This is a genomic window from Mesorhizobium abyssinicae (genome assembly GCF_049887195.1).
Lineage (GTDB): Bacteria > Pseudomonadota > Alphaproteobacteria > Rhizobiales > Rhizobiaceae > Mesorhizobium > Mesorhizobium abyssinicae.
On record NZ_JARAKC010000019.1, the window covers coordinates 45,480 to 67,509 of the forward strand.

Sequence of the window (22,030 nt, forward strand, 5' to 3'; positions counted from 1 at the left end):
ATATTTCCTATCGGTACCGAAGGTCCTTGAAGAGATACGGCTGTATCGCGCCGCCGACGAGCCCGGCCACCGCCGCGGCGGCTACGACCGGGACCCCGAGCTTGGCCAGGATCACGAGCAGGGCGGCCGTTGTCAGGGCACCTATCGCGGTTTGTCTGTAGACCTTGACGGGGTCGGCAAAGAGCTTGCCCTTGAGGAATAGGATGATCGAGGTTTTCGCCATTTCCCACATGATTGCACCTCAGCCGATCAGCGCCAAAAGGATCAGGCCCGCGACAATGCCAGCCACGCCGCCGACCGGCCCGTAGAAGCTGCCCATCATCGCGGCCAGCTGGTTGCCGATCGCCTTGCCGCCGGTTGCCATGCCGCCGATGGCGCCGCCTATGCCCGACGTCACAATGCCGATTAGCAGCGCCAGCAACGCTACGCCTGCAGTAAGTTCCACTAATGTCACCTCGCGCTCCTTGTTGTCGTCAATTGAGATGGTGTTGGACAGACCCGGATAATCCGTTGGATTTCGCGGCCGGTGCCGAAAGCAGCTCTCGGTCGATCTGTTCGCAGGCCTCCGCCACGATGCGCGCCTTGTCGGCCTCGCCGTAACCCAGGAATATCTCGCGGCATTCGCGGTAATACGCGCGCGCGGCCGTCAGGTTTGCGCGATTGCCGTTGCTCGGATCAGCGGGATCGTCGGGAAGGTTCCAGAGGCAGTTCGCTTTGTTGGCGATGGTGTTGGCGTATTCCAGCGGCATGGCTGCGCGGGTACGCACCTTGAGAGCCTCGTCATAGGCTTCGAGCGCGCGCAGATTGTTTTCCACGACATGGCTGGACGAGGCATATTGCAATGCGTTGCCAAGGTTATTCTGCAGCATTGCGTATTCGGTGGGATGATCGATCAGGTTGACGATCTTCAGTCCCTCCTCGAACGCCTGCACGGCCAGCGCCTCGCGCATTTTCGCGCGACTGTCGGTGAAGGGCATGGACAGGAAGGCGGTCGCCACATTGTTTTGCAGGATGGCGAATTCCTTCGGGAACCTCGCACGATCGAAAGTGCGCAACGCCCGCTGGTAGGCCGAGATGGCATCGGTGATGCGCGCCCTGTTCAGGCCAGCGAGATTGTGGATCGCCAGTCCAAGATTCATCTCCGCCTCGGCCAGCTCTTCGGGTCGGTCCAGATCGGCAAAGTAGCGGGTCGCTTTTTCCAACTCTGTTCGGGCTCGTTCGAGAGCATCGGCACCGCCGTTTGGCAGAGCCAGAAGCGCGGTCGCCCGGCGAGCGGCAATTCGGGTACTCAGCAGATGCTCGCCGGTCGGACAGATAGCGCCGGCTCGTTCGTAGAGATCAATCGCCGCTTCGATCTCGTCGGGCGATTTCGGACGCTGCTGGAGACCCATGGCGATCTCCATGAGCATCTCGGCGCGATCCTGGGGCAAGGCGGAAGGGTCGTCGGCAGCCGCCAACGCGGCGCGCACTTCCTCGTCCACACGAGATTGCCTCACCTTTTACCTCCCATGCTGCTTGGTTGCAGCTTCTAACAACTTTTTGAGTATTGTCTACTTAAATTACGATGTGCAAACTTAGTTTGCAAATACGCCCCGACCGATGAAACCAGCCTGAGAGCTGTCCCACACCACTTGAAGCTCGCGCTCTTCATCATCCGCAATTCCGTTCGCCCGGAAGAAATCGGGAGCGTGCGCCACCCGGTCGCCTGCCAGGTTTTTACGCTTGAGCAGATACCCTCCTGCCTGCGCAAGCAGCACCGGCAGGATGAGCAGGTCGGCCTCACGTCGCATCAGCACGATGCCGCTGATCCTAGAGAAATGCTGCTCGTAGGCCTCGCCCGACAGATGCAAGCCGCCGCGGCTCACGCGCACGGTTAAAGTCGCCATCGTTCATTGCTGTCCGGCCGCAAGGCGGTCCGCCACGATTTCCCCAATGCGCTGGGCTACCACCAAGGCCGCCTTGGCTACAGGCACACTGAGACCAAGCCCCAAATCCAGTTGCCCGGCCTCGATCAGGAATACGGTGACGTCGACCGGGAAGGCTGCGCCGAAGATCTGCCGGCCGGCATGGAGTGCTGCATCCCAGCGGAAGTCGTGCAGATTGAGTCCTGGAGAATAAGGCCGCGCCAGTTCGCGTCCCGGCACCTCGTAGATCGCGCCTGGTTCGACGCCGCTGCGGGCTGCATCAACCAGGATCAACGACCTGCAGCCGCGGGCGGCGAACATGACCGCCATGCCATCCGTCCCGGCATCCAGCAGCTTGACGTCCGGTCCTTCCAGCCCGGCGGCGCGCAGCACACGGATCACATCTGGCCCGGCACCGTCGTCTTGCCTGTTGAGATTGCCGCAGCCGACGACCGCGATCATGCCAGCCGGCCCGTCATATTCGCCAAAGACGGCACGACCACTCTGGCTCGACCGGCAGGTCGAGCTCGGGAAGCTCACAGAACCTGCGATGCACCAGATAATACATGCAGCTCTCACTTGCCTGTTCTATTCCCTGATGCTCGACTGGCTGCAAGGTGAAGCCTGCGATCACGAGCTTTGCCGAAAGTTCGGCCCCGGTCGCTTGTAGACGGCCAATGACAGCAAGCACATCCTCGTGCGTGTCGGCTCGCGGGAAGGCTTCGGTTTGCGGCCATTGCGTCAACAATGCTTCAATCTGTTCACGCAAATCCTGACCATCGATCGTCGTCATTGCTGCCTCCCTTGTGGGGCGTGCCCGCGCCAGACGCGTCTCAGATGCGCCAGAGCCGGCACCACCAATCCGCGTCGACCGGCACTGCCAGCTCCGGCAAGTCTCACCACTCTCGGTGGACGAGATAGTACATGCACTCCATGCAGCGTTGCCCGTCAGGCCCATAAGGATGATCAACAAAGCCGCTGATGACCATCTTGGCCTCGACGTCGTTCGCATCGAGCTTGCGCAACTCGTCAAGAATCGCAGCGAACTCCTTTTCGGTTTCAGGAAAAGGTTCGGTCTGCGTCTTGAGCCCCGAGTTCATGACCTGCGTCAGTCATCTTGCGCAGCAGGGCGTGCTGTTGCTCATTGTTCATCGGCTACCGTCCCGACATTTGGAGAGCGGGCGATCGCCAGCTGGTGCAGACGATCGGGCAGCGTCGTAGAACCGGCAGATATCTATGCCGTGCGGAAACGGGCAAGCTCCTCGCCAGTATTGGCGTCGTGAGCGTGTACGGTGCACACAAGGCAAGAATCATACGAGCGACAGACATGTCCGACCTCCACAGGGTCGTTCATATCCGCAATTGGCGTTCCAATCAGCGCCTGTTCGATCGGGCCGAGTTCGCCGCCATCGGAGCGCGGCCCCACGTTCCATGTCGTGGGCGCAATGATCTGATAGTTCTTGATCTTGCCGCCCTGCACCTCGATCCAATGGCAAAGCGCCCCGCGAATGGCTTCTGTTGCACCCCACCCTTTGCCGTCCTTTTCGGTCGGTTTGACATACCAAGGATCATTCAACCGGAATTCCCTGAGTGCGTGTTCGGCTTGCCGATATAGCTTGACCCCTTCATGCATGCGCGCGAAGTGGCGCAACATCACGCTCGCGCCCCCAAGTTTCTTGTACATGTCCAGCACCAACGGATCATAGTGCTGCCAGCTTTCGCCATGCGTGCCGCCGGCGATCAGCTGGCGCGCCAACGGACCTGCTTCGAGCCGTCCGTTCTGGTCGTGGCGCACGGCAACCGACCACGAATACTGCTCGTCATAATCGACCGGATTCTTGCCGACTGGCTTGGTCACGCGCTCGAACGGATGCATTCCGCCCGGCTCGTCGTACCAGGCATGCCTGAGGTCTTCGCGCGTATAGACCTGGTCCATCAGCTTGTGCGTGTCGTTCGCGCCGTCATAGACGCCGCTCTTCATAAGGACCGCGGAGTTGCGGCCCTCAATCGTGGGACGGTTGTACCTGTCCTCATGGGGCAAATAGCCCCAAGAGACGTACTTGCCATGCCCCTTGCCGTATTTGTCGACGCCGACATCGAGGCTCATGCGCCAGAACATGCCAAGATCCGAATTGGCATGTTCTGGCCGCTCATCCAGCCAGGCCATGAAGTCGTCGTAGGACTGGATCTGCTCATAGCGCTCGAAGGAGCAGCCGAGCCAGACCGGCTCCATCCAGTTGCGGCGAAAATGCTCCAGAATCGACCAGGCTCGGGTCACATCCGTCAGTGTCGGCGCACACATGACGCCGCCTGGCACCATATAACTCGAATGCGGCCACTGCCCGCCGAGCAGCGCATAGATTTCGACCGGGCGACCGGAGATCGTCACGCCGAGTTCATAATTGGTCCCCGTGAATGGCGACCAGCGCTTGACGGCTTCCTCATAGTATTTCGAATGGGAGTAGTTCTTGTGCGTGTAGTCGATCATAAACAGACCGTAGTGATGCCTGGGCAGGCTCTGCAGGCTTTCCACGATCTGCCCCAGATTGCGGGCAAGGATCGCGTTACGAGGCACCTCGGCCTTCCACGCAGTGTCGAGCGCCCAGGCCGCGCAGGTTAGGTGGGAGGCGCCGCAGATGCCGCAGGCGCGAGGGGTAACAACGAGCCCCGCCTGCGGATCCTTGTCGCGCAGGATCACCTCAAAGCCGCGGAAGAGCTCGGCTTGCGTCCAGGCGTTGACCACAACGCCATTCTGGATGTCGACGCGCACGTCGAGATCTCCCTCAACGCGGCCGACGGGCGAAATATCAAGTGTTTGAACTGCAGCGGACATAATGTCTTTGACCTTTGTCGATCGGGTTCGGGAAAGCGCGCTTTAGACGACGAAGATGTCTTCTTCGGCCCAGCGCGGCGAAGCGGCCTTAGCGGCGGCGGTTAGCTTGATGTAGCCGGTCTTGTCGACGCCGGAGGGCATGTCCTTCGGGACCCCCATAACCGTCTGCGTCTTGAACACGGTGCCTGGTGCCAGATCGAAGAACGGGAATTCCGGCTCGGTGCAGCCAATGCAGGGCATGCCGGCGCGCGTCTTGGAGGATTGCCGGTTCCACAGCACGCGATTACACGGCGAATGGGCCATCGGGCCACGGCAGCCCAGGTTATAAAAGAGGCAGCCCTTGCGCTGGCCGAACTCGGTGGCCGACACCTTGTAGGCGAAGTGCATGTTGCGGGTGCAGCCAGTTTGGGTAAAGGAGGTGAAGAAGGTCTTCGGACGCTGGAACTCGTCAAGGCTGAGATCGCCCGCGCGCCCGGTCGCGACCGCAACGACAATTTGCGTGATCCAGTCCGCATGAGCGGGGCAGCCCGGGATATTGATCACGGGCAGACCGGCCTTCGACTTGTAGTCCTTGCCAAGGAAACCGCCTTGGCTGCGCTTCAGGAATTGAAGGCCCTGGCTCTCGGAGGGGTTCGGCGCCGTTGCCGGTATGCCGCCCCAGGTCGCGCAGTCGCCCACAGCGACGACGAAATTGGCCACTTTGCAAAGGTCGCTTACCCAGTCGCGCATAGGGCGCCCGGCGAAACGGTTCCATTCACCAGTGCCGTTGGGAGCGTTCACGACCGTGCCTTCGAAGACGAAGATGTCGAGCGGCATCTGGCCGGAGGTCAGCGCGTTCAGAAGCTTCTTGAAATTATCTCCGAGCTCCAGTCCTAGCGACGGATGCCAGAGCACGTTGATGCCGAAATCGGTGACGAGATCGCAGGCACTTGGCTCCTCCGCATTGAGGAACGACATCGTATTGCCCGCGCAGGCTCCGCCCTGGAGCCATAGAAGATTGGCCATGAATTTCCTCCTTCGCTACGCCGCTGACCGATAGGTGCAGCGCGTCTACGAAAGCGAAATTGCAAGCAACATGCCAATTCAGGGCGCGCAAAGAAAATCCTCAGCGGCTTAAGGAAACCAGCTGTGTTTTGCGGTGCAACATTCTTCTTCGCTGATGTGCAAACTAACTTGGCAGGTGGAAAGTTCGTTTATTGGCCCGGCTTCCCTCTTTCGCCGCTCACCCGTGACGGTTGCCGCATCCCGGGCACGCGACCTCGAGAAGATAGCCGTACCAGATACCTCTGCAGCGGCTGCACCAATGGCCCGTTGTCCGATGCTCCGGGGCGCCGACTACATTGGCGGCGCCCACTGCCAGATATCGCGTCGGCTCGGCGTGCCCGGGTGGCAACACACGCGACTGCGGAAAGCACAGGACGGTCGTGCCCTGATCTTCGGGTCTTCGGTGCTCATGGATGCCTCTCAACCGTTTTCATTTAGACTGTAGCGCTTGATCTTGTTGGCAAGGCCCACGCGCGACAAACCGAGCTCGGCCGCGGTGCGGCTTTGGTTCCAGTGGTTTCGTATAAGCGCGCGCCCCACGATCTGCTTTTCGAGACTCTCCACCTGGTCCTTAAGCGTAGTGCCTTCGGGCACAAAGCCCCTTAAGCCGTCGCCCTGCTTGCGGGCAGAGGCGGTCGCGAGCAGCGATGGCGCCATGTTGCGGGTAGTGATGTATTCACCATCCTTGGTTAGCGCGACCATGCGGCGAATTTCGTTTTCCAGTTCGCGCACGTTGCCGGGAAAGCTGCACAGCGCCAGCTTCTCGAGTGTGTTGGCGGTGATACCAAGAACCTTGCGGCCCATTGCATCGGCATGCTTGGCGGCAAAAAACTCCGCCAACGGCCCGATATCTTCTGGACGATCGCGCAGCGGCGGCACCTCGAACTCGAAGCCCTTCAGCCGGAAATAAAGGTCCTGACGGAACTTGCCCTGCACGACGAGGTCCTGCAGCGGCTTGTTTGATGCGGCGATAATGCGGACGTTGCAGTGGATGACCTTGTCGGCACCCAGGGGCTTGACCTCGCCTTCTTGGAGAAAGCGCAGCAGGCTGAGCTGAAAGGATGGCGACACATCTGAGATCTCATCTAGGAAGACCGTTCCTGCATCGGCAGCCCGAAACAGGCCGAGCCGGTCCGAAATCGCCCCGGTGAACGCGCCGCGCTTGTGGCCGAACAGTTCCGACTGGAGCAATTCGTCCGGCATCCCACAGTTCTGGACAAGGAGCGGGCTTGCGCGCCTGGGTGAATTGTAGTGGATGGCGCGCGCAAGCAACTCCTTGCCAGTACCGGTCTCGCCCTCGATCAGGATGGGCAGTTCGGTCGCAGCTGCCTGCCGCGCCAGATCGCACATCTCTGCCATTTTTTCGCTTGCATAGACGAGTTTTTCGAACTGATGGCTTTCCGGCCTCAACACGGGATCACGGCGCTCACCGAACATCAGGGCTCCCGAAATCTTGAATTCCCGGGACAGAATACGGTGCCGGCGATGAAGTTCACGCGCCTCCAAGGCCCGCTCAACGACCAGTCCGAGCTGCACCGGGTCGAGAGGTGTCAGAAGGAACTGATAAATCGCTGCCTTAGCAAGGGCTTGGTAAGACACTGACGCGGGCGCCTGTGCCACATAGACGCGCATGATGTCCGGGTGAGACACCCGCAGCCGGGTGAGGAAACCAAGACCTACGGTTTCACCTTGTCGATCCTCCGCGACCGCCAGATCGACATGAATGCTGCTCATTGCCGTCAGTGCCTCAGCCGGACTGCCGACCGGCAAGACCCGATATGCGTACCGTTTCGACAGCGCCTCAAGGCTCTCGGCCCACTCGCTGCCTGGACGAGCAACAATGACGACCGTGCCAGAATAGTCCATGAAACCATGTTTCCAAAATGTCTACTTGATTAGCAGCTTGCCGTCTCCGGCGCAACGTTTGCAGGCCGTGGCTGTCCTTGGTTGAAAACTGAAAACCGCGTATATTTTTTGACAGGAGACATGGCCATGCGGCGCTTGACTGAACAGGCGGTGAAATTGTTTTCAGGAAAAGGACAAGCGGTTCAGCTTCTTTCCTAAGACCTTCATTTGCACAAATCTGCGTCAGGGGGATCGCACATGCAGCCCGATGCGGCTTAGGGCGGGTCTTCACGAGCAGGAGCAGCTGCCGTTTCGCATTTTCGAGGGTTGCTGAAAAGCTTTACGTCAAAACAGGCGTTTTGTGCATCTTCTGTCGTTTTTTCGAAGCGCATGTCCGCGTAAAGTGATGGAGCTCACAACTTCAAGGCGGCTCAGACCGTCACGCTCACAATGGCCATCTCCAGAGGGATGATCATCATCATCGACCCGGCGCGCGGGAGGTTCGGCCGGTTGAAAGGGGCGATGGCAAATGTCGCGATCAGAAGAGCGATGGCAGGACCAGCGCACGGCAAGTTCACGGATCGTCGGCCAGAAATGGAGGGCCGGTATCGCACTTGAGGCACCCTCACGAGTTGTTCGCGGGTCCGGAGGCTTCGCCAACTTCTGTCCTCAGGGCGCAGCGCGCAGCAGTTGAGCCTTTGACCATTCGTGCGCCAGTATGGATTGCCGGTCGGTTCCGCCTTTGCGGCCTTCGTCTATAGATAAACCAGCAGGACGATGACCGCTTCGGCGCTGCCTGGGACGGCGTTCCTTGGCAGGCGACGATCGAGCCCCACGAGCTTGATTTCATCCAGTTCTGACAAGTGGTCTTTGATCGCTCGATCTCTTCGCCGAGCTTCGCCACCAACTCAACTGCGACGACCTGCATTTCCAATCCTTTTGTACACCCCCCAATGTAAGGCCGGACCCTTAGTACGCATGAGCTTTCGCGAGCAAGGATGGGCTGCTTCACTCAGAGCGGTGAAGGCGGTGCTTTGACAAAAATCCGCTGCAATGGGCCCGCTGACTCCGCCTCGTGAGCAAGGGCCAACCCAGCGGGTCTGACGCAGCGCAAGAGCCTGCTGGCCGCTGTTCATCACCAATTTCTCTACTGTTCAGAGCAAAGTACTTCCGGCTGAGCACAAGTCGCGTTAAGAAATCCAAGCTCGCATTCCCGGTGCACGCCACTCAGAATCGGATCCTAACTGCGACGATGGACTTGAGCTCCTTGTCGCACAGAGATTGATCGTCATGATTTCGACCGAAGAAGAAGCCGCCCCAGGCTTGCTGGCGCCGCTGAAGAATCCGACCTTTCGTTCCATCTTTCTGGCATCCCAGATCTCGAGCCTGGGCTGGCTGATGCAAACGGTGGCGCTCGGCTGGCTTATGGCCACGGTTTCCAGCTCCGACGTTTTAGTTGCGCTGGTCCAGGCCTCATCGACCTTGCCGGCCTTCTTTCTGGCTGTGTTCGTTGGGGCCATTGCCGACAACTATAGCCGCCGCGTGGTCATGATCGTCGGGCGCAGCCTCATGATGGCTGCCTCCGCAATGCTGACGATCCTGATGGCCCTTGGCATTCACGATCCATGGATGATTCTCACGTTCAGCTTTCTCGACGGTTGCGGCATCGCGCTCAGCGACCCGGCCTGGCGAGCCTCGATCGGCGATATCCTGGAGCGCCGGCATCTGCCGGCGGCGATTACGCTACTCAATGTCGGATTCAGCACCGTGCGCAGCGTCGGTCCTGCGCTCGGCGGCATAATCGTCGCCGCCTTTGGACCCCTTGTCACCTTCGCGCTCACTACCCTCGGCTTTGTCGCGCCTCTCACTGCCTTATGGCGAAACAAGTGGAATGTCCAAAGCTCATCGCTGCCGCGTGAAGCGCTGATGACGGCCATCTATGATGGCCTGCGCTTCACGGCCATCTCCTCGGAAATCAAGTCGACGATCGTGCGCGGCACGCTGTTTGGGTTTGCCAGCACCTCGACATTGGCGCTGCTGCCGCTGATTGCCCGCGACATCCTGAAGGGCGGCCCTGTCGGCTACGGCATCATGATGGGCGGCTTCGGCGCCGGCGCACTCGCGGCCGGGCTCATGAACCCAAGACTGAGACAAAGGCTGACGCAGGAACGGCTGGTGATCCTTGCCTGCCTGGCCTGTGCTCTATGCGAGATTTCGCTTGCGCTGACGTCCTCGCTTGCCATCGCGGCAGTCTGCCTTGCGCTCGGCGGGGCAGGGTGGGTAACGGGATGGTCCGGACTGGGCGTCAACGTGCAACTGGCAAGCCCGCGCTGGATCGTCGGACGCACGGTCTCGGTCTACAGCGCCTTCACCTATGGCGGGATCGCCGGCGGCAGCTGGTTCTGGGGCGCGATCGTCCAGAACTACTCGCTTCCATCCGCAATGGCATGGTCCGCGGTCGCCACACTGGGCGTCGCCGCGCTTGGGTTCAAGCTGCCGATCAGCAATCGTTCCGAGTCGGAACTCGAACCCGCCGGGGGCTTTTGCGCACCGTCGATCGCCCTTGATTTGAAGCCAAGGAGCGGCCCCATCCTTGTCACAACCGAATACACCATTCTGGAGGAAGATCTGGATCAGTTTCTCCAGATCATGCAGAAGCGCCGCTATGGCCAAAGCCGCGTTGGAGCCCGGCAATGGACACTCACACGAGACGTCCAGCAGCCGTCACGCTGGGTCGAGTCATTTCGCACGCCAACCTGGACCGACTATCATCGGCTGCACCATCGCCTGACAGAGGCCGACAGAGAACTGGGCAACGCACTGCTGAGACTCACTGCAACGACAAATCCGCCCCGAACAAACATCCTGGTCGGTGCCCAGCCGGAGCTGCGCGAAAATCTCATTTTCCGATGGCATATCTATCGCACAAATGAGGGAGAGCCCTTCCTACGTCGCGTGTGCCGGCGAGCGATAGACAACGAGCACGATCGGAAGCGAGTTGCGCCCGTCACCGCCGACAGGTACCCCAAACGGCTGATCTTTATCCGGCAGGACACAGAGCAGGCGAGGGGCAACGCCCCGCCGATGTCGTTCGCTTTTGAAAGACGGAGAATCAGAGAATCCGGCTGAACCGACCTAAGTTCGCTTGAAAGCGAAGCACCCTTGCGCCACTGTAATCTCCGTTCCATAGGCTGTCGAAGATGCGTAAGGACAAGGCCGCTCCCTTGGTGCCGACGGAAATCCATGTCAGCACGGTTCGCGATGAAGCAGGCGCGCTTGGCGTTCTTTCAATCCGAACCACGGAAGGCTTGCTGGACATAGCGCTTGACCGCCAGGCTGCCGATGCCATCATCAGTGCCATCGGGTCGATACGTCCGAAGCTATAGCGAAAAAGAAAGCCCGGGCGCAAGCCGGGCTGTGGGTCTTATACGGGAGCTCAGATGCGGGAAGATCTTCATCATCCCCTCCACGCCCTTAGTTTATGTCACCATCACGAAGCCTCAATGAAGCCTCGTTAGGCCACACTTGCCGATCGCCAAGCGTCAACCGATAGCCCTCGTTCAAGCTAGGTATGATGTTTAGTGCCTCGCGTGCCGAATAGAAAACCGCGATTGGCACGGCAGTTCCGTCGTGTTCCACACGCTCCAGGCGGTATGCCTCCCGGCGCTTCGGTTTGTCTTCGTCAGTCACCGAGTTTCCCCAACGAAGCATATTAGTCGCTGCTTAGTGACGCTTTGATGAGAGTGGGGCTGAGAGGTAAGCCGGGTTTCGCGTCGCAACGACTCTGGCTGAAGCGGCGGTGAATTCACTTGTCGGCAAGCGGATGAAGGTGCCACCACTATTCAAGCCCAAACCGCCTCTCCTGCGCGCCGCCTAAGCCCAGAGAAGTTGCCGGTCTCCATTTCATCCTCCCGCTCAATCGCGGACGGGCAAGAGGGCCATATTCCGAGACCGAGTTGGCACGCCTGAACCGGCTCGTGGAGGGCTTTTCCCACACATGCTCGTTTGCCCTGCGGCTCAAGTCGTCGACCGCGAGTCAGCTCTGGACACTCTGGGAGGCCAGCGCGAGGCAATGGCATTGCTCTCCGTCACCGGGCGCGTCCTGCTTATGCCGCCAGGCTGCGCACAGCTGCTTGGGGAGCGGCTGGATGTCCCGGGCGGGTCATGTCCATGCCGTCGATCCAGTTAATGATCGCGAGTTTCGCGCCCTGATCTCCCGCTCATGCGAGGGCACTTTGATGGTCGGTTCGAAACTCGAGCCAGCAGTCTTGACCCGCCGCTCGGGCGCACCTCTCGTCGCACACTGCTTGCCGATAGTCGGAACCGCCAGGGACTTCCTTGGCCTTGCCCGCGCGGTTCTCGTGGTCCACGACCTATCACCCGTTGCGTCGAACGGGCGAGAGCGGGCGATGAAGAAGGCCTATGGCCTGACCCAGTCGGAGGCGCGCCTTGCACCAAGAATTGGAGCCGGGGAGTCGGCGCGCGACGCGGCGGAGTACGGCTAGGACGAGGCGGAAATTGGTCTACCATAAGACGAACACCTGCCGGCAATCCGAACTCGCACACTCGTGGTGCGGATCGGCGCTCGCGCGTAACGCCAGGAGCGGCTCTGAGGGAAGTTGCCGTCGGGATCGGTTGTCTCCCGCCCGCCGGCGCAATCATGAGCCTTCCTGCATCCGGGCCGCTTCGATCCCTTTCGGTGTCTTCTTCGCCAATCACGGCGAAGCCATCGACGCATAAGTTGCACGATAAAATAGCCGGCCGATCTGGTATGCGACGGTACGGGCACGACGGCGCGCAATTCCGCCGATCCCCGATCCAATTGGGGTCCCCAGGATAGAGAGCCTGCGGACCTATTCCGACCGTCTTCGGCGCGAGGACATGCGCTGCTTATACCCTATCGCAGGGGGCGATGTCAGTTTCGAGAGCTTGATTGCGACCCCCAGATCACTAGGTTGACGTTGGTCGAACACCTGCATATATTCCCTAGGTCAACCAAAGAGATAATTATGGCTCGCACGGCGCCAAACACGAGTGCTCGAAAGTCCGATACCCTGCAGGCCGCCTTTCTTCGACGTGCCACGTCAGCGCTTGAGCGCATGACAGCAAACGCGTCGCGAAAGACCCTCTCCGAAGCACTCGCCGCTCCGACCGACGCCGGATCGCTCGCGCGTCTTCTGAGCCAATTAGATGTTGTCGGATCGGCGGTCATGGAACTCGATCCGCTCGTTCCAGCCCTTGCCAGGAATATCGAACATCGCAAGCTTTTGATCGAGCGCGCGGGTGGCACCGTGTCCGCCGAAGACGCTGGACGCCTGCTAGGCATCTCACGGCAGGCAGTCGACAAACGTCGGCGGGCGGAGGCTTTGCTCGCCATCCGGGAGGGAAGCGATTGGCGTTATCCGACGTGCCAATTCGATAACACAGACGTGACGGCCGGCATTGCAGACGTGGTGCGGGCCTATGCTTCGTCTGGGCCGTGGGTGGCGCTGGACTTCCTACTCGCGCCCGATTCTGCCCTTGAAGGACACTCTCCAATCGAGGCTTTGAAGGCTGGCAATCGGGAAGCAGTCCGGCGCCTGCTGCGGGGCGAGGCGCAGGACGGGTTTGCATGAAGTCTCGGAAACGGACCGCACGGCGCGGCCCATCCGGTGTGGCGCCTCCACCCCCTGCTTGGCTCGGAGAAATTTCGCTACCAATCGAAGAAATAAAGGCGGGACAGATCCTCCACCGGGTTCACCGATCGTCGTTCGATCCGATCTTCTTCGGTCCTGGTCCAAATGTGCCGCCAACAAGCCGCTTCGACAGTGCAAGCGGCCGCTTCGGCGTTCTCTATTGCGCATTGAGCCTTCGTGGTGCACTGGCCGAAACACTCTTGCGAAACCCGCAACGCCTCATGGTTGCTTCGACGGATATCGTGAGCCGATCTGCGACGAGTCTCGTCTCCGTTCGGCCGTTGCGTGTCGTGCGCCTCCATGGCGCAGGTCTTCAAATGGTGGGCACAGACAACGCTGTCTCGACCGGCCCGTACGAGCCCTGCGGTCTCTGGTCCGACGCGCTGTGGGATCACAAGGATCAGCCAGACGGACTGGCTTACCAGTCGCGGCACGACTCCAGTGAAATCTGCCTTGCGCTATTCCAGCGAGCGAACGTGCGATTATCCGCCCGGGAAACCCTTCCCTTGTCGCAAACCCTGAGGACAGTGGCGGACGTACTTGATATCTTCGGAAAGTCGGTCTCCGAGCCACCAGAATAGACCAATCGCCTATTCGGTGCGTGCTCTCGCAAGAGGGGACCTCAATCCCAACCCCGGCGTTTGCCGCGGGATGTTCAAGCTTTTGATCGTGGCTCGCATCGACTTCATTGCCGTTGGGCTGGCCGCAGGCGTGTAGCCACAGAAGAACTCGTCTCGCTGTGTGTGCGCCACGCGTCGCGGTCGGAACTGATATGATACCCCAGGAAGTCGAACACGACATTCGGGTATTCCCCTTTGCGCCTTTGGTCTTTGCAATAGACGATCTTGGTCTTTGTCGGGTGCATTTGGAGCCCGCATGCTAACAATCGAGCACCAAGCTCCGCCTTGAGGGCTTCTGCCTGCTGCTCATTCCGGCAATGCACAAGGCCATCGTCCGCATATCGACACCATGGAAGGTCAGGGTTTGTCCGCGTCATCCACAGATCAAATGCATAGTGCATGAAGAGATTCGACAAGATCGGGCTGACAACGTTTCCGCAGATGCTGCCGCTTGCAATCGGCACGCCGAGATTGAGCGCGAATTCACGAAATATTGCTTTGTCGTTGAAGCTGCGTGTTATCTCGGGGGGTGCTGTAACGTTCTGATGTCTAAACGTTACGGGGATATCACCCATAAACCGCGCGATGGAGAAAGATACCTCGTCGGCGATATATGGCTCCAGGCATGAAATGTGGTCCGAACGCAAGAAGCTCAGGGATCTGGATAAAACGCTACCAGCGTTGAGGTCCATTTTCGAGATTGGCAACGGACGCTTGGTTGATTTCTCGGAAGTCGTCAGTGATGCAATGTTGCTCCCGCCCTTCAGCTTGTTAACATAATCCAGAAATGGCTGTGAAATCGTTGTCGGAGTGACAAGTATATCGTCGCCGGCCGCGAGCCAAATCATTCTTTTGGCTTCCGCTGCATTGTTTTGCAAATACTTGTCCGATAACAGCGGAGCCGGGGGTGCCATTGCGTCGGAGCCGACATTTCCCAATACCAACGCGGTCATCGTTTTTCACCCTGCGATCGGGCGGCCGAGATGTCAGGAGGTGAGCGGCCTTCTGTCGCCCACCAGTCAATGCAAGCGTCGGCGAGAATATCAATCGGGTCGATAATATCGGCGTCGTTCGAAAGGTCCCCGCAGATAGCCGATAGTTCGCTACAACCGAGTACAATCGTGTCAAAGCCGATTGACCTTATGGATTGGATAAGTGCCGCCAGAGCGTTGTGCGCGTATGCCATGTTTCCAGACTTAACGGCATCAATGATCTTGGTGGCAGTATGCTGAATGTGATGGTTGTTGCGACGATATTCATCACCGAAGTCGCCGTCATATTGCCAAGCGTAGAGTCCATTTCGAATTGAGGCGCTCGTTCCTAGCGAAATTGAACGAAGGTTGCGTGCTTCGCTTCCGCATGAACCCTCTATCGCTTTTCGTGTGATCTCCACCATATCGATTAACTTCACGGAGAGTGCGCCTTTAATTTCGTTGGCCCAGAGATGTGCGGTGTTGCACGGGATAGCAATTGCTCCGCATCCGGCTTTCTCTAGCCAATACGTTCGTTCCAAAATTTGCCGCAAGGGAGCGTCGCTGCCGATTGCGATAGCCTTCGAACGATCGGCGATATTGGGAGCTGATAAACAAATAAACGGTATGTGATCCTGGTCTCGTTCAGCTCGGCTTTTGCGAGCTAGAACTTCCAGGAATTTGGCGGTAGCAAAGCTTCCCATTCCGCCGACCACTCCAAGTGGCTTTTGTCCCCCAAATAGTCCTAACGGTTTGGAAGTAAGTTGCCGGATGTCGTTGATCATCAAAAAAAGTTCCATGTTGAGATTCTTCGGTAAAGATCATCTGTTGGCGCAGCTGCGGTTGTTCGATTTTGGTGCTCTCGATGGCAAAATCTCTTCTCTTTCTGCTCTGCCGCCATCTGCGTGGCGTCTGGCATCGCGCTGGCTACGCGGATCCGACCTGTTAAAGGCAGGACGATCGCATCCAAAATCATGCCAGGTTTACAGAAAGGGGCCTGGGCAGGGCTTTGATGTTAAGATCAGATATTAAGCTGGGGCGCGGGCGAATTGGGCCAGACGGCACCATGTAGCAGGGGCGACAACCCGACAGACGATGTCGCTTGTCGATAGCGGGGTAGGGTAGGGCATCTCCTGGCCACTCTGCCGAAAAACGCTTCCCGGAAGCGCCGTTTTGGAATCGAGTTGGATAGGACGTCGTGTCGCTATTTCGGCGAAATGGTTGACTGCCTATTCTGGCATGCCGAGCGCGAGCAAATGTCGCGCGATCTTGTACGATTTGACCGGACATCGACATGGCTGGTTCGACTCGGGCCATGTCCTGAAGGATTTTTTCTTTGGTTGCGAAATTTGCTTGTAGTCAGGACACTTTTCGAAAAATGACGAAAACACGCCTGCCGTCAGCCGTCGGATCGCAGATGCTTCGGACTAAGAATAGGGAAGAACCACGACTTGCCAAAATGCAGTCGAGCTACAATGCCGCGGCTGGCTCTCTTGGACGGCGCCGGCTGTAAGGAACGGAATGCTTTGGCCTCTCCTCCCGTCTCAACGGTTCTCGCCCCCCTTCGGAACCGAGTATTTCGATCAGTGTGGACTGCCACACGCATAGCCGACCTGGGGCGTTTGGTGCAAACCGTTGCCATCGGCTGGCTGATGGCAACGGTTTCGGCTTCCGATCTAATGGTCGCACTTGTACAGGCCGCCTCAAACATTGCCAACGTTCTTCCTCTCGATTCTCGCGGGAGCTGTTGCCGACAATTTGAGCCGTCGAGGGGTGGACACTGGCGCCTTCTGGCACTGTAAAATGGTTCAACAGCACGAAGGGTTTCGGCTTCATCCAGCCCGATGGCGGTCGCGCTGACGTGTTTGTTCACATTTCCGCCGTGGAGCGTGCGGGTCTTTCAACTCTCATTGATGGCCAAAAGATCAAATACGAGATCGAGCAGGACCGCCGCACCGGGAAATCCTCAGCCGGCAGTCTCAGCAAAGCAATCTGACTGACTCTGGCGCATCAGTAGCAGCCGATGGCGAGCGTGGCGGCCCGCAGACGAAATCCTGGGGAGACGTGGATCGGCGGAGGCCTTTCGCAGCAGGCCGCGAACTGCGCAGCGAAGGCGGGGCACCCCCGCCTTTGTCCTCTGTGGATCAGACGACCGATCAGCCTGCGCCGTTTTTGCGGCCTCTCCTTGCAGGGGCAGCCTGTTCGGTCTGGCCAGGTTTTCTACCCAAGCCCATGGTCTTGGCCAGAGCCGAGCGAGCCGCGGCATAATTGGGCGCAACCATCGGGTAGTCTGCGGGCAAGCCCACTTGGCGCGGTATTCGTCAGGCGTGAGGCCGTAGTGGGTCGAAAGATGCCGCTTTAGCGATTTGAACTTTTTTCCGTCCTCCAGGCTGATGATGTAGTCGGGCGTGACGGATTTTTTTTATGGGAACGGCAGGCGGGCGGGCTTCAGGCTCCGCCACCGGGGCGCCGATCGTGCCTTTCAACGCGGCATGCACCTGGTCGATCAGACCCGGAAGGTCGCCCACCGGGACCGGGTTGTTCGACTTCGTAGGCCGACACGACGTCGGCGGTAAGCTCGATGAGGGCGTCAGTATTGTTCTCGACTTCTTCTATCACAGAGTGCTCCTGATTTGATGACGTAGGCAAAGATGCGCTTCATTAATGAAGGCGGGCGCAGAACGCAATGAAAGTTGCGTGAGGCGTCTCCGTAACGCCGTCTGCCGCAAGCGGGACCTGAGCCATACACGCCCGAATGGTACATCGCCGCCGCTTAAACTTGTAGCAGAACGATGCATTTGCCCCCTGAGGTCCTTTCGGTTTTGGATGGACAGGTATTCCGGCCAAACGGTTCGTTTTAGCTTTGAAGCAGCCGCACGAACATTACGTTGTCGATACCTTCAGTGCCCTGATCCTGCCACTCTCCAAAGGCAAGTGCGCCACAGCGAAATTTCCTACTAACGTGCACGAACAGGGAGGGCTTGGCCAATGAGCAAGGTGGCACGCGCGAGCCCGGTCGGCGACGTTCGCGCCGCTGGAGAACCCCACGATCTCGCGCCGAATTCGATCGACCGGACGATGAAAACGATGATCGCGGCTTCGGCTTCAACGGAGGGTCGTCCCTAAGCGAACTCTTGGAATTCCCGGCAAAAGATGACGAGTTGCGGGACATGTTCCGGTCACTGCCTTTGATCTAGCCAATGAACAGGCAATTTGCCCAGATGGTGGAAACGCTCCGTCCCTTATTCGAACGACTCGTTTCGATGCCTCTGATGGGCCAGGGCCGATATCCGAGGCCGATGCCAATGAAAGGAGTTTACCTCTTAAGTGAGGGCGAGCGGCACCTGTATGTTGGGCGTTCGGACAACTTCCGGCGACGTTACGGGCACCACAGCAATCCCGGTTCGGATCCAGTTCCGGCCGGCCCCCCAGTTCGGGGCCGTCCTCCGGGGCGAGCTTCCGCATCAACCGATGGCTACGCAAGGGGGCACTTAACGAATTCCGCCACTTCCTCCTTGAGGAACATGTCTTGGGCTCGAATGCCCTGATCCCTCAACCAAGCTGCGCGCCACGAGAGGAAGCTCCCGCAACGATCGCTTCACGTCGTCAAGGGCAATCGGGCTATCACTTTCCGGAGGATCGATGCGCAGTACGTTCTGCTTACCTGCGAGCAGGTATGCTTGTCCAAGCGCGTTCTTCGACTGGGCACGCGCGGCGGCATTGAACGAGCGCATGCCGGGTGAGCAGACTTCGTGTGTTGAATGAGCGATCTACCTTGACGTTGAGCGAGATTCAGTGACGCGTCAGGCACACGACGAACAGCCGAAGGAACGTTCTTGCTCACACACCGCATGGGCTGGGCAGGAATGAAAAGCCCCAGCGCTGAGGGGGATCAGCGCTGGGGCGTTAGCCATGTACGCGGTACCTACCATGTCTTCTTATGAGCGTGCGCTAATATCATGAATGAATGGTGAATCAGCCGCTTCCGGTGCTGCCTAAACGCAGGATTCTTTTTGAGCATTTTGGGCTTGGCTTCGACCTTTTCAAAGCAGTTGTATTTCGATGGGAATGCAGGCCTGTCCTCCGGTACAAGCCGGCTAGGCGTTGCACTTCAGGCCGTGACGCTCGATGCTGCTCGGGTTTTTTTGGACAGCTTGGCGCAGACGCCTTCAATGAAGGTGGCGATGAGCGCTACCGCACTTGGGGGCAAATGGGACCGTTCGGCTACAACATGCATCCGCGCCTGAAATCAGAGCTTACCGTTTTGCAAGAACGACACCTTTGCTGCCGATAACCACATCGGAAGATGGAGGGCTCGCACGACGGCCGGAGCCACTGGCCTTTGCGGGCTTGCGATATTGGATCACAGAATTTCCTCTACCGCTCGCCGGATGATATTAACAGCCCGGAACGCGGCGCATGCCGCGCCGTACCCGTTGTCGATGTTTACGACCGTAAGTCCAGGTGCGCACGAAGCCAGCGCCGCGTGAAGGGCGGTTTCTCCTCCGTTTGAAACCCCATACCCGGTCGAGGTGGGCAAGCAGATGATCACGCCGGGTATAAGCCCACCCAGGACGCTTGGAAGGGCGCCGTCCATGCCGGCGACGGCCACGATGACGGGGAATGTTCGCAATTCCTCGACACGTTCCATAAGCCGCCACAGGCCGGCTACGCCGATGTCTATGAATTGCTTTGTCGAGGCGCCGAGATAGGTGAGTGTTCGCATGACTTCGGCCGCCTGCGGCATGTCCGAGCTGCCAGCCGATACCACCGCGATCCGGGGCGGTTCCAGTTCGGCAGCAGGGATCCAGTTCAGGTAAGCCGTCCTCGAGACGGGATCATAATCCAGCCTTTCGCGATGAGTGCGCGCCATGCGGGCAAAGACTTCGGGATCGAGACGGGTCATCAGGCAGCGTACCCCGTGCTCCAGCACCCGGTTCATTATTGTAGCAAGCTGCGCGTCGGATTTCCGGGCGCAAAGAATGGCCTCATCGAGGCCCAGCCGCTCGGGACGCTGGAAGTCCAATTTAATCTGGTCGTTCACGCGCTTTGTTCCCGCAGGAAGGCGCTGCCGCGCCGGTACGCCTGGAAATGGATAAGCCGTGGGACGCCGAAAGCCTCAGAGATTTTGCGAGCCAACTCTACCCGGCCGTTGTCGGAGAGACGCGACAAGGTAGGCTCGTCCAGTTCGACAACGACGCCTGCCTGCCGGACGCGGCAACGAACGGTTTCTGGCGAGAGCTCGTCCCGAATCAGCGTCTCGGCCCGATCGACGGCGCGCAGGATTTGGGGGTCGATCCTGAGAGCCGTCTCGATGCGGCTCGAGAGGCAAGGCGCCGACGGCAGTTCGGCGAGGTCGTACAAACCATGTGCTGCCGCCATCGCCCGCACGTCGGCCTTGGACATGCCGGCCTCGACAAAAGGATGGCGCACGTTGCGGGCTTCGGCTGCCTTGAGACCGGGCCGCCAATCGCTTAGGTCATCCGTATTCGTGCCGGAAAAGAGCTGCGCTTCCGACAGCGACGACAATGCGCCGTAGAGATTCGACTTGCAGAAGAAGCAACGATTGGAAGGGTTGGCGAGATAGCGTTCGTCGGCAAATTCTCCGGCGTCGATGACCCGCAGGTCCCAGCGATGGCGCGCCGCATAGCCTCTGACCCGTTCGGTCGCGCTGACCGGCACGGCCGCCGACGCGGCGTGGAACATGGTTACATCCGCGCCCAACTGGAGATGCGCCACGAAGGCCAAAGTCATGCTGTCGACCCCGCCGGAGAGCGCTACGGCCGCGGGACGAGCGCTGTCGAACACAGCGTTGAGATTGGCAAGAAGCGCTTCAGTCCTGGCCATGGCTTTTCTCCAGCGCCTCGGCCTCGGTTCTGCAGCGCAACTCAGCTCGGGCTTTGTGGCTCTGGCGAAGGGCTTGCACGTCGTCCATCTCTGCCTTGGCGGTCCGCCCGCCCGGTCGATCGGCAAGCTTCACTCTTACTCTGTCGCTGGTCGTGATCGCCTGCCGCGGCAGGATCATGCGGGCCTCGGTTCGTCTGCGCAGGCCGAGCGTCGTGGTTTGTTCGAAGCAGAGGGCAGCGATCGTCTCGATCGCGTCGGTGCGCGTCAGAACCTGAACCGAAGCCAACATGCGCCCCTTCTTGCCGAAGCTTGGCGTCTGGGTCACGTCGATGACGCCATCGGCGGAACGAATATTGTCAAGCGCGACGGCCAGTTCCTCGCCGGTCTGATCGTCGATTTCGAACTGGATGATGCCGACCCGTTCCTGCGCTGCCTCTTGATCACTGAATGCGAGAACGCGAAGCACGTTGCTCATGCCCGACAGGCGCCGTGTGCCAAAGCCGATGCCGGTGCGATCGAGCACAAGGGGGGAGGAGCCGATACTGGTCGAGGGAGAGAGATAGCGCAGGATCGCCGCTCCCGTCGGCGTGATGCGTTCGCCAACACGTCCGTCGTCATGAAAGGCGAACCCGCGCAGCAGGAGAGTGGTGGCAGGAGCCGGAACGGGGAGCCGACCATGGTCAGTCTCCACCCAACCGCGTCCGAGCGGAAGCAATCCTACGGACCAGCTTGCCTCGCCCACTGCCTCGATCAGTGTCGCAGCGGCCACGATGTCTGCAATTGAATCCCAGTTGCCGACTTCATGAAAGGCTACGTCATCCACATGGCTGCCATGCACAACAGCTTCGGCCAGGGCGAGCTCATGGAAAATCGTGGTGGCTGCGCGCTTAACAGCCTCGCCCAAGCAGCTTGCCTCGAGCATCGCACGAAGATCGCGCCAATGGGTGTGATGGTGGTGTTCGTTTCGGACGTCCTCATGGTTATGTTGGCCGCGTGCCTCGTCGTGATCGTCACGTTCATGGGCATGCCCGTGTGTGTGCCCGTGAGCATGCTGACCGGCATGAGGTCGGGCAGCCTCCTGTTCGGAGCCCATCTTCGTGACATCGAAGCGGCTGCCGGTCAGCACGCCGTCGTCATACGGCCGCACCATAGCCTCCACGTCGTCTTTCAGACCGGCAAGACGAACGTTTTGGTGCACGATTTCAGCCAGATCGGGCCAAGCGTCCAGCATCGCAGCGACGAACATGTCGCCGGCAATGCCGCCCAGGACATCAAGGTGAATATGCATCGG

General features: G+C 59.4%; 22 protein-coding genes and 2 pseudogenes. 8 read left to right on the forward strand and 16 right to left on the reverse strand.

The annotated features are described in order from the left end of the window. Positions 1-7 precede the first annotated feature (7 nt). From PU724_RS27285 to PU724_RS27330, 10 genes are all read right to left on the reverse strand, one after another. Positions 8-232 (reverse strand): hypothetical protein, encoded by a 225-nt coding sequence (locus tag PU724_RS27285; protein ID WP_354424562.1) that lies wholly within the window; start codon positions 230-232, stop codon positions 8-10. Between the two features lie 9 nt (positions 233-241). Beyond that, the gene (locus PU724_RS27290) at positions 242-445 is read right to left on the reverse strand and encodes a hypothetical protein (RefSeq protein WP_354424561.1); all 204 of its coding nucleotides are present in this window, start codon (positions 443-445) and stop codon (positions 242-244) included. A gap of 28 nt (positions 446-473) precedes the next feature. After that, entirely contained in the window at positions 474-1,481 is a 1,008-nt protein-coding gene (locus tag PU724_RS27295) for a hypothetical protein (protein ID WP_354424559.1), read from the reverse strand. Between the two features lie 93 nt (positions 1,482-1,574). Next, entirely contained in the window at positions 1,575-1,886 is a 312-nt protein-coding gene (locus PU724_RS27300) for a hypothetical protein (protein ID WP_354424557.1), read from the reverse strand. Between the two features lie 3 nt (positions 1,887-1,889). Then, positions 1,890-2,366, reverse strand: a complete 477-nt coding sequence (locus PU724_RS27305; RefSeq protein WP_354424555.1) for a hydrogenase maturation protease — start codon at positions 2,364-2,366, stop codon at positions 1,890-1,892. Between the two features lie 13 nt (positions 2,367-2,379). Next, positions 2,380-2,697, reverse strand: a complete 318-nt coding sequence (locus PU724_RS27310; protein ID WP_354424554.1) for a hypothetical protein — start codon at positions 2,695-2,697, stop codon at positions 2,380-2,382. A gap of 103 nt (positions 2,698-2,800) precedes the next feature. Further along, positions 2,801-3,004, reverse strand: coding sequence for a hypothetical protein (locus PU724_RS27315; protein WP_354424552.1), 204 nt, complete (start codon positions 3,002-3,004; stop codon positions 2,801-2,803). Positions 3,005-3,138: 134 nt separating this feature from the next. Beyond that, entirely contained in the window at positions 3,139-4,737 is a 1,599-nt protein-coding gene (locus PU724_RS27320; RefSeq protein ID WP_426213688.1) for a nickel-dependent hydrogenase large subunit, read from the reverse strand. Between the two features lie 42 nt (positions 4,738-4,779). After that, positions 4,780-5,742 carry an NADH-quinone oxidoreductase subunit B family protein gene (locus tag PU724_RS27325; protein ID WP_354424549.1) on the reverse strand — a complete coding sequence of 321 codons (963 nt, stop codon included), beginning with the start codon at positions 5,740-5,742 and terminating at the stop codon, positions 4,780-4,782. Between the two features lie 459 nt (positions 5,743-6,201). After that, the gene (locus PU724_RS27330; protein ID WP_354424547.1) at positions 6,202-7,647 is read right to left on the reverse strand and encodes a sigma-54 dependent transcriptional regulator; all 1,446 of its coding nucleotides are present in this window, start codon (positions 7,645-7,647) and stop codon (positions 6,202-6,204) included. Positions 7,648-8,094: 447 nt separating this feature from the next. Here PU724_RS27330 and PU724_RS27335 point away from each other — a divergent pair, with 447 nt between their 5' ends. The 5 genes from PU724_RS27335 (at position 8,095) to PU724_RS27355 (ending at position 13,882) form a co-directional block, all read left to right on the forward strand. Continuing rightward, positions 8,095-8,244, forward strand: a complete 150-nt coding sequence (locus PU724_RS27335; protein ID WP_426213689.1) for a hypothetical protein — start codon at positions 8,095-8,097, stop codon at positions 8,242-8,244. A gap of 672 nt (positions 8,245-8,916) precedes the next feature. Further along, complete coding sequence (locus PU724_RS27340; RefSeq protein ID WP_354424650.1) at positions 8,917-10,755, forward strand: MFS transporter; 1,839 nt, start codon at positions 8,917-8,919, stop codon at positions 10,753-10,755. Positions 10,756-10,826: 71 nt separating this feature from the next. Next, positions 10,827-11,012, forward strand: a complete 186-nt coding sequence (locus tag PU724_RS27345; RefSeq protein ID WP_354417847.1) for a hypothetical protein — start codon at positions 10,827-10,829, stop codon at positions 11,010-11,012. A 1,623-nt stretch (positions 11,013-12,635) separates the two neighbouring features. Continuing rightward, the gene (locus tag PU724_RS27350; protein WP_354424545.1) at positions 12,636-13,241 is read left to right on the forward strand and encodes a DNA-binding protein; all 606 of its coding nucleotides are present in this window, start codon (positions 12,636-12,638) and stop codon (positions 13,239-13,241) included. Then, positions 13,238-13,882, forward strand: coding sequence for an RES family NAD+ phosphorylase (locus tag PU724_RS27355; protein WP_354424544.1), 645 nt, complete (start codon positions 13,238-13,240; stop codon positions 13,880-13,882). Before PU724_RS27350 ends, PU724_RS27355 begins: the two co-directional genes overlap by 4 nt. Positions 13,883-13,986: 104 nt before the next feature. On the opposite strand, the gene PU724_RS27360 is transcribed toward PU724_RS27355, so the two are convergent. Continuing rightward, on the reverse strand, positions 13,987-14,874 hold the full coding sequence (locus PU724_RS27360) for a reverse transcriptase domain-containing protein (RefSeq protein ID WP_354424542.1): 888 nt from the start codon (positions 14,872-14,874) through the stop codon (positions 13,987-13,989). Next, a complete protein-coding gene (locus tag PU724_RS27365; RefSeq protein ID WP_426213690.1) occupies positions 14,871-15,692 on the reverse strand; it encodes an aspartate/glutamate racemase family protein in 822 nt (273 codons plus the stop codon). Before PU724_RS27365 ends, PU724_RS27360 begins: the two co-directional genes overlap by 4 nt. Positions 15,693-16,367: 675 nt before the next feature. On the opposite strand from PU724_RS27365, the pseudogene PU724_RS27370 reads away from it, so the two are divergent. Next, a pseudogene (locus PU724_RS27370) lies at positions 16,368-16,668 on the forward strand (MFS transporter); the annotation flags it as partial. 4 nt (positions 16,669-16,672) lie between these two features. Then, entirely contained in the window at positions 16,673-16,888 is a 216-nt protein-coding gene (locus tag PU724_RS27375) for a cold-shock protein (protein ID WP_354424648.1), read from the forward strand. A gap of 160 nt (positions 16,889-17,048) precedes the next feature. On the opposite strand, the pseudogene PU724_RS27380 reads toward PU724_RS27375, so the two are convergent. Beyond that, positions 17,049-17,511 (reverse strand): annotated as a pseudogene (locus tag PU724_RS27380) (Ros/MucR family transcriptional regulator). A 369-nt stretch (positions 17,512-17,880) separates the two neighbouring features. Here PU724_RS27380 and PU724_RS27385 point away from each other — a divergent pair. Continuing rightward, entirely contained in the window at positions 17,881-18,018 is a 138-nt protein-coding gene (locus PU724_RS27385) for a hypothetical protein (protein ID WP_354424536.1), read from the forward strand. Positions 18,019-19,255: 1,237 nt separating this feature from the next. On the opposite strand, the gene larB is transcribed toward PU724_RS27385, so the two are convergent. The 3 genes from larB to larC are packed head-to-tail and all read right to left on the reverse strand — an operon-like array spanning position 19,256 to position 22,027. After that, positions 19,256-19,936 (reverse strand): nickel pincer cofactor biosynthesis protein LarB, encoded by a 681-nt coding sequence (larB, locus tag PU724_RS27390; protein ID WP_354424534.1) that lies wholly within the window; start codon positions 19,934-19,936, stop codon positions 19,256-19,258. Next, positions 19,933-20,739: an ATP-dependent sacrificial sulfur transferase LarE gene (gene larE / locus PU724_RS27395; protein ID WP_354424532.1), complete on the reverse strand. Its 807-nt coding sequence runs from the start codon at positions 20,737-20,739 to the stop codon at positions 19,933-19,935. The genes larB and larE overlap by 4 nt, the downstream gene beginning before the upstream one ends. After that, the gene (larC, locus tag PU724_RS27400; RefSeq protein ID WP_354424530.1) at positions 20,726-22,027 is read right to left on the reverse strand and encodes a nickel pincer cofactor biosynthesis protein LarC; all 1,302 of its coding nucleotides are present in this window, start codon (positions 22,025-22,027) and stop codon (positions 20,726-20,728) included. The genes larE and larC overlap by 14 nt, the downstream gene beginning before the upstream one ends. Positions 22,028-22,030 lie beyond the last annotated feature (3 nt).

Excerpts from the sequence above, each read along its gene's own strand:
- PU724_RS27285 (WP_354424562.1), bottom strand. The coding sequence starts at position 232 with ATGTGGGAAATGGCGAAAACCTCGATCATCCTATTCCTCAAGGGCAAG.
- PU724_RS27300 (WP_354424557.1), bottom strand. The coding sequence starts at position 1,886 with ATGGCGACTTTAACCGTGCGCGTGAGCCGCGGCGGCTTGCATCTGTCG.
- PU724_RS27305 (WP_354424555.1), bottom strand. The coding sequence starts at position 2,366 with ATGATCGCGGTCGTCGGCTGCGGCAATCTCAACAGGCAAGACGACGGT.
- PU724_RS27310 (WP_354424554.1), bottom strand. The coding sequence starts at position 2,697 with ATGACGACGATCGATGGTCAGGATTTGCGTGAACAGATTGAAGCATTG.
- PU724_RS27315 (WP_354424552.1), bottom strand. The coding sequence starts at position 3,004 with ATGAACTCGGGGCTCAAGACGCAGACCGAACCTTTTCCTGAAACCGAA.
- PU724_RS27320 (WP_426213688.1), bottom strand. The coding sequence starts at position 4,737 with ATGTCCGCTGCAGTTCAAACACTTGATATTTCGCCCGTCGGCCGCGTT.
- PU724_RS27325 (WP_354424549.1), bottom strand. The coding sequence starts at position 5,742 with ATGGCCAATCTTCTATGGCTCCAGGGCGGAGCCTGCGCGGGCAATACG.
- PU724_RS27330 (WP_354424547.1), bottom strand. The coding sequence starts at position 7,647 with ATGGACTATTCTGGCACGGTCGTCATTGTTGCTCGTCCAGGCAGCGAG.
- PU724_RS27335 (WP_426213689.1), top strand. The coding sequence starts at position 8,095 with ATGATCATCATCATCGACCCGGCGCGCGGGAGGTTCGGCCGGTTGAAA.
- PU724_RS27340 (WP_354424650.1), top strand. The coding sequence starts at position 8,917 with ATGATTTCGACCGAAGAAGAAGCCGCCCCAGGCTTGCTGGCGCCGCTG.
- PU724_RS27345 (WP_354417847.1), top strand. The coding sequence starts at position 10,827 with ATGCGTAAGGACAAGGCCGCTCCCTTGGTGCCGACGGAAATCCATGTC.
- PU724_RS27350 (WP_354424545.1), top strand. The coding sequence starts at position 12,636 with ATGGCTCGCACGGCGCCAAACACGAGTGCTCGAAAGTCCGATACCCTG.
- PU724_RS27355 (WP_354424544.1), top strand. The coding sequence starts at position 13,238 with ATGAAGTCTCGGAAACGGACCGCACGGCGCGGCCCATCCGGTGTGGCG.
- PU724_RS27360 (WP_354424542.1), bottom strand. The coding sequence starts at position 14,874 with ATGACCGCGTTGGTATTGGGAAATGTCGGCTCCGACGCAATGGCACCC.
- PU724_RS27365 (WP_426213690.1), bottom strand. The coding sequence starts at position 15,692 with ATGGAACTTTTTTTGATGATCAACGACATCCGGCAACTTACTTCCAAA.
- PU724_RS27385 (WP_354424536.1), top strand. The coding sequence starts at position 17,881 with ATGAGCAAGGTGGCACGCGCGAGCCCGGTCGGCGACGTTCGCGCCGCT.
- larE (WP_354424532.1), bottom strand. The coding sequence starts at position 20,739 with ATGGCCAGGACTGAAGCGCTTCTTGCCAATCTCAACGCTGTGTTCGAC.
- larC (WP_354424530.1), bottom strand. The coding sequence starts at position 22,027 with ATGCATATTCACCTTGATGTCCTGGGCGGCATTGCCGGCGACATGTTC.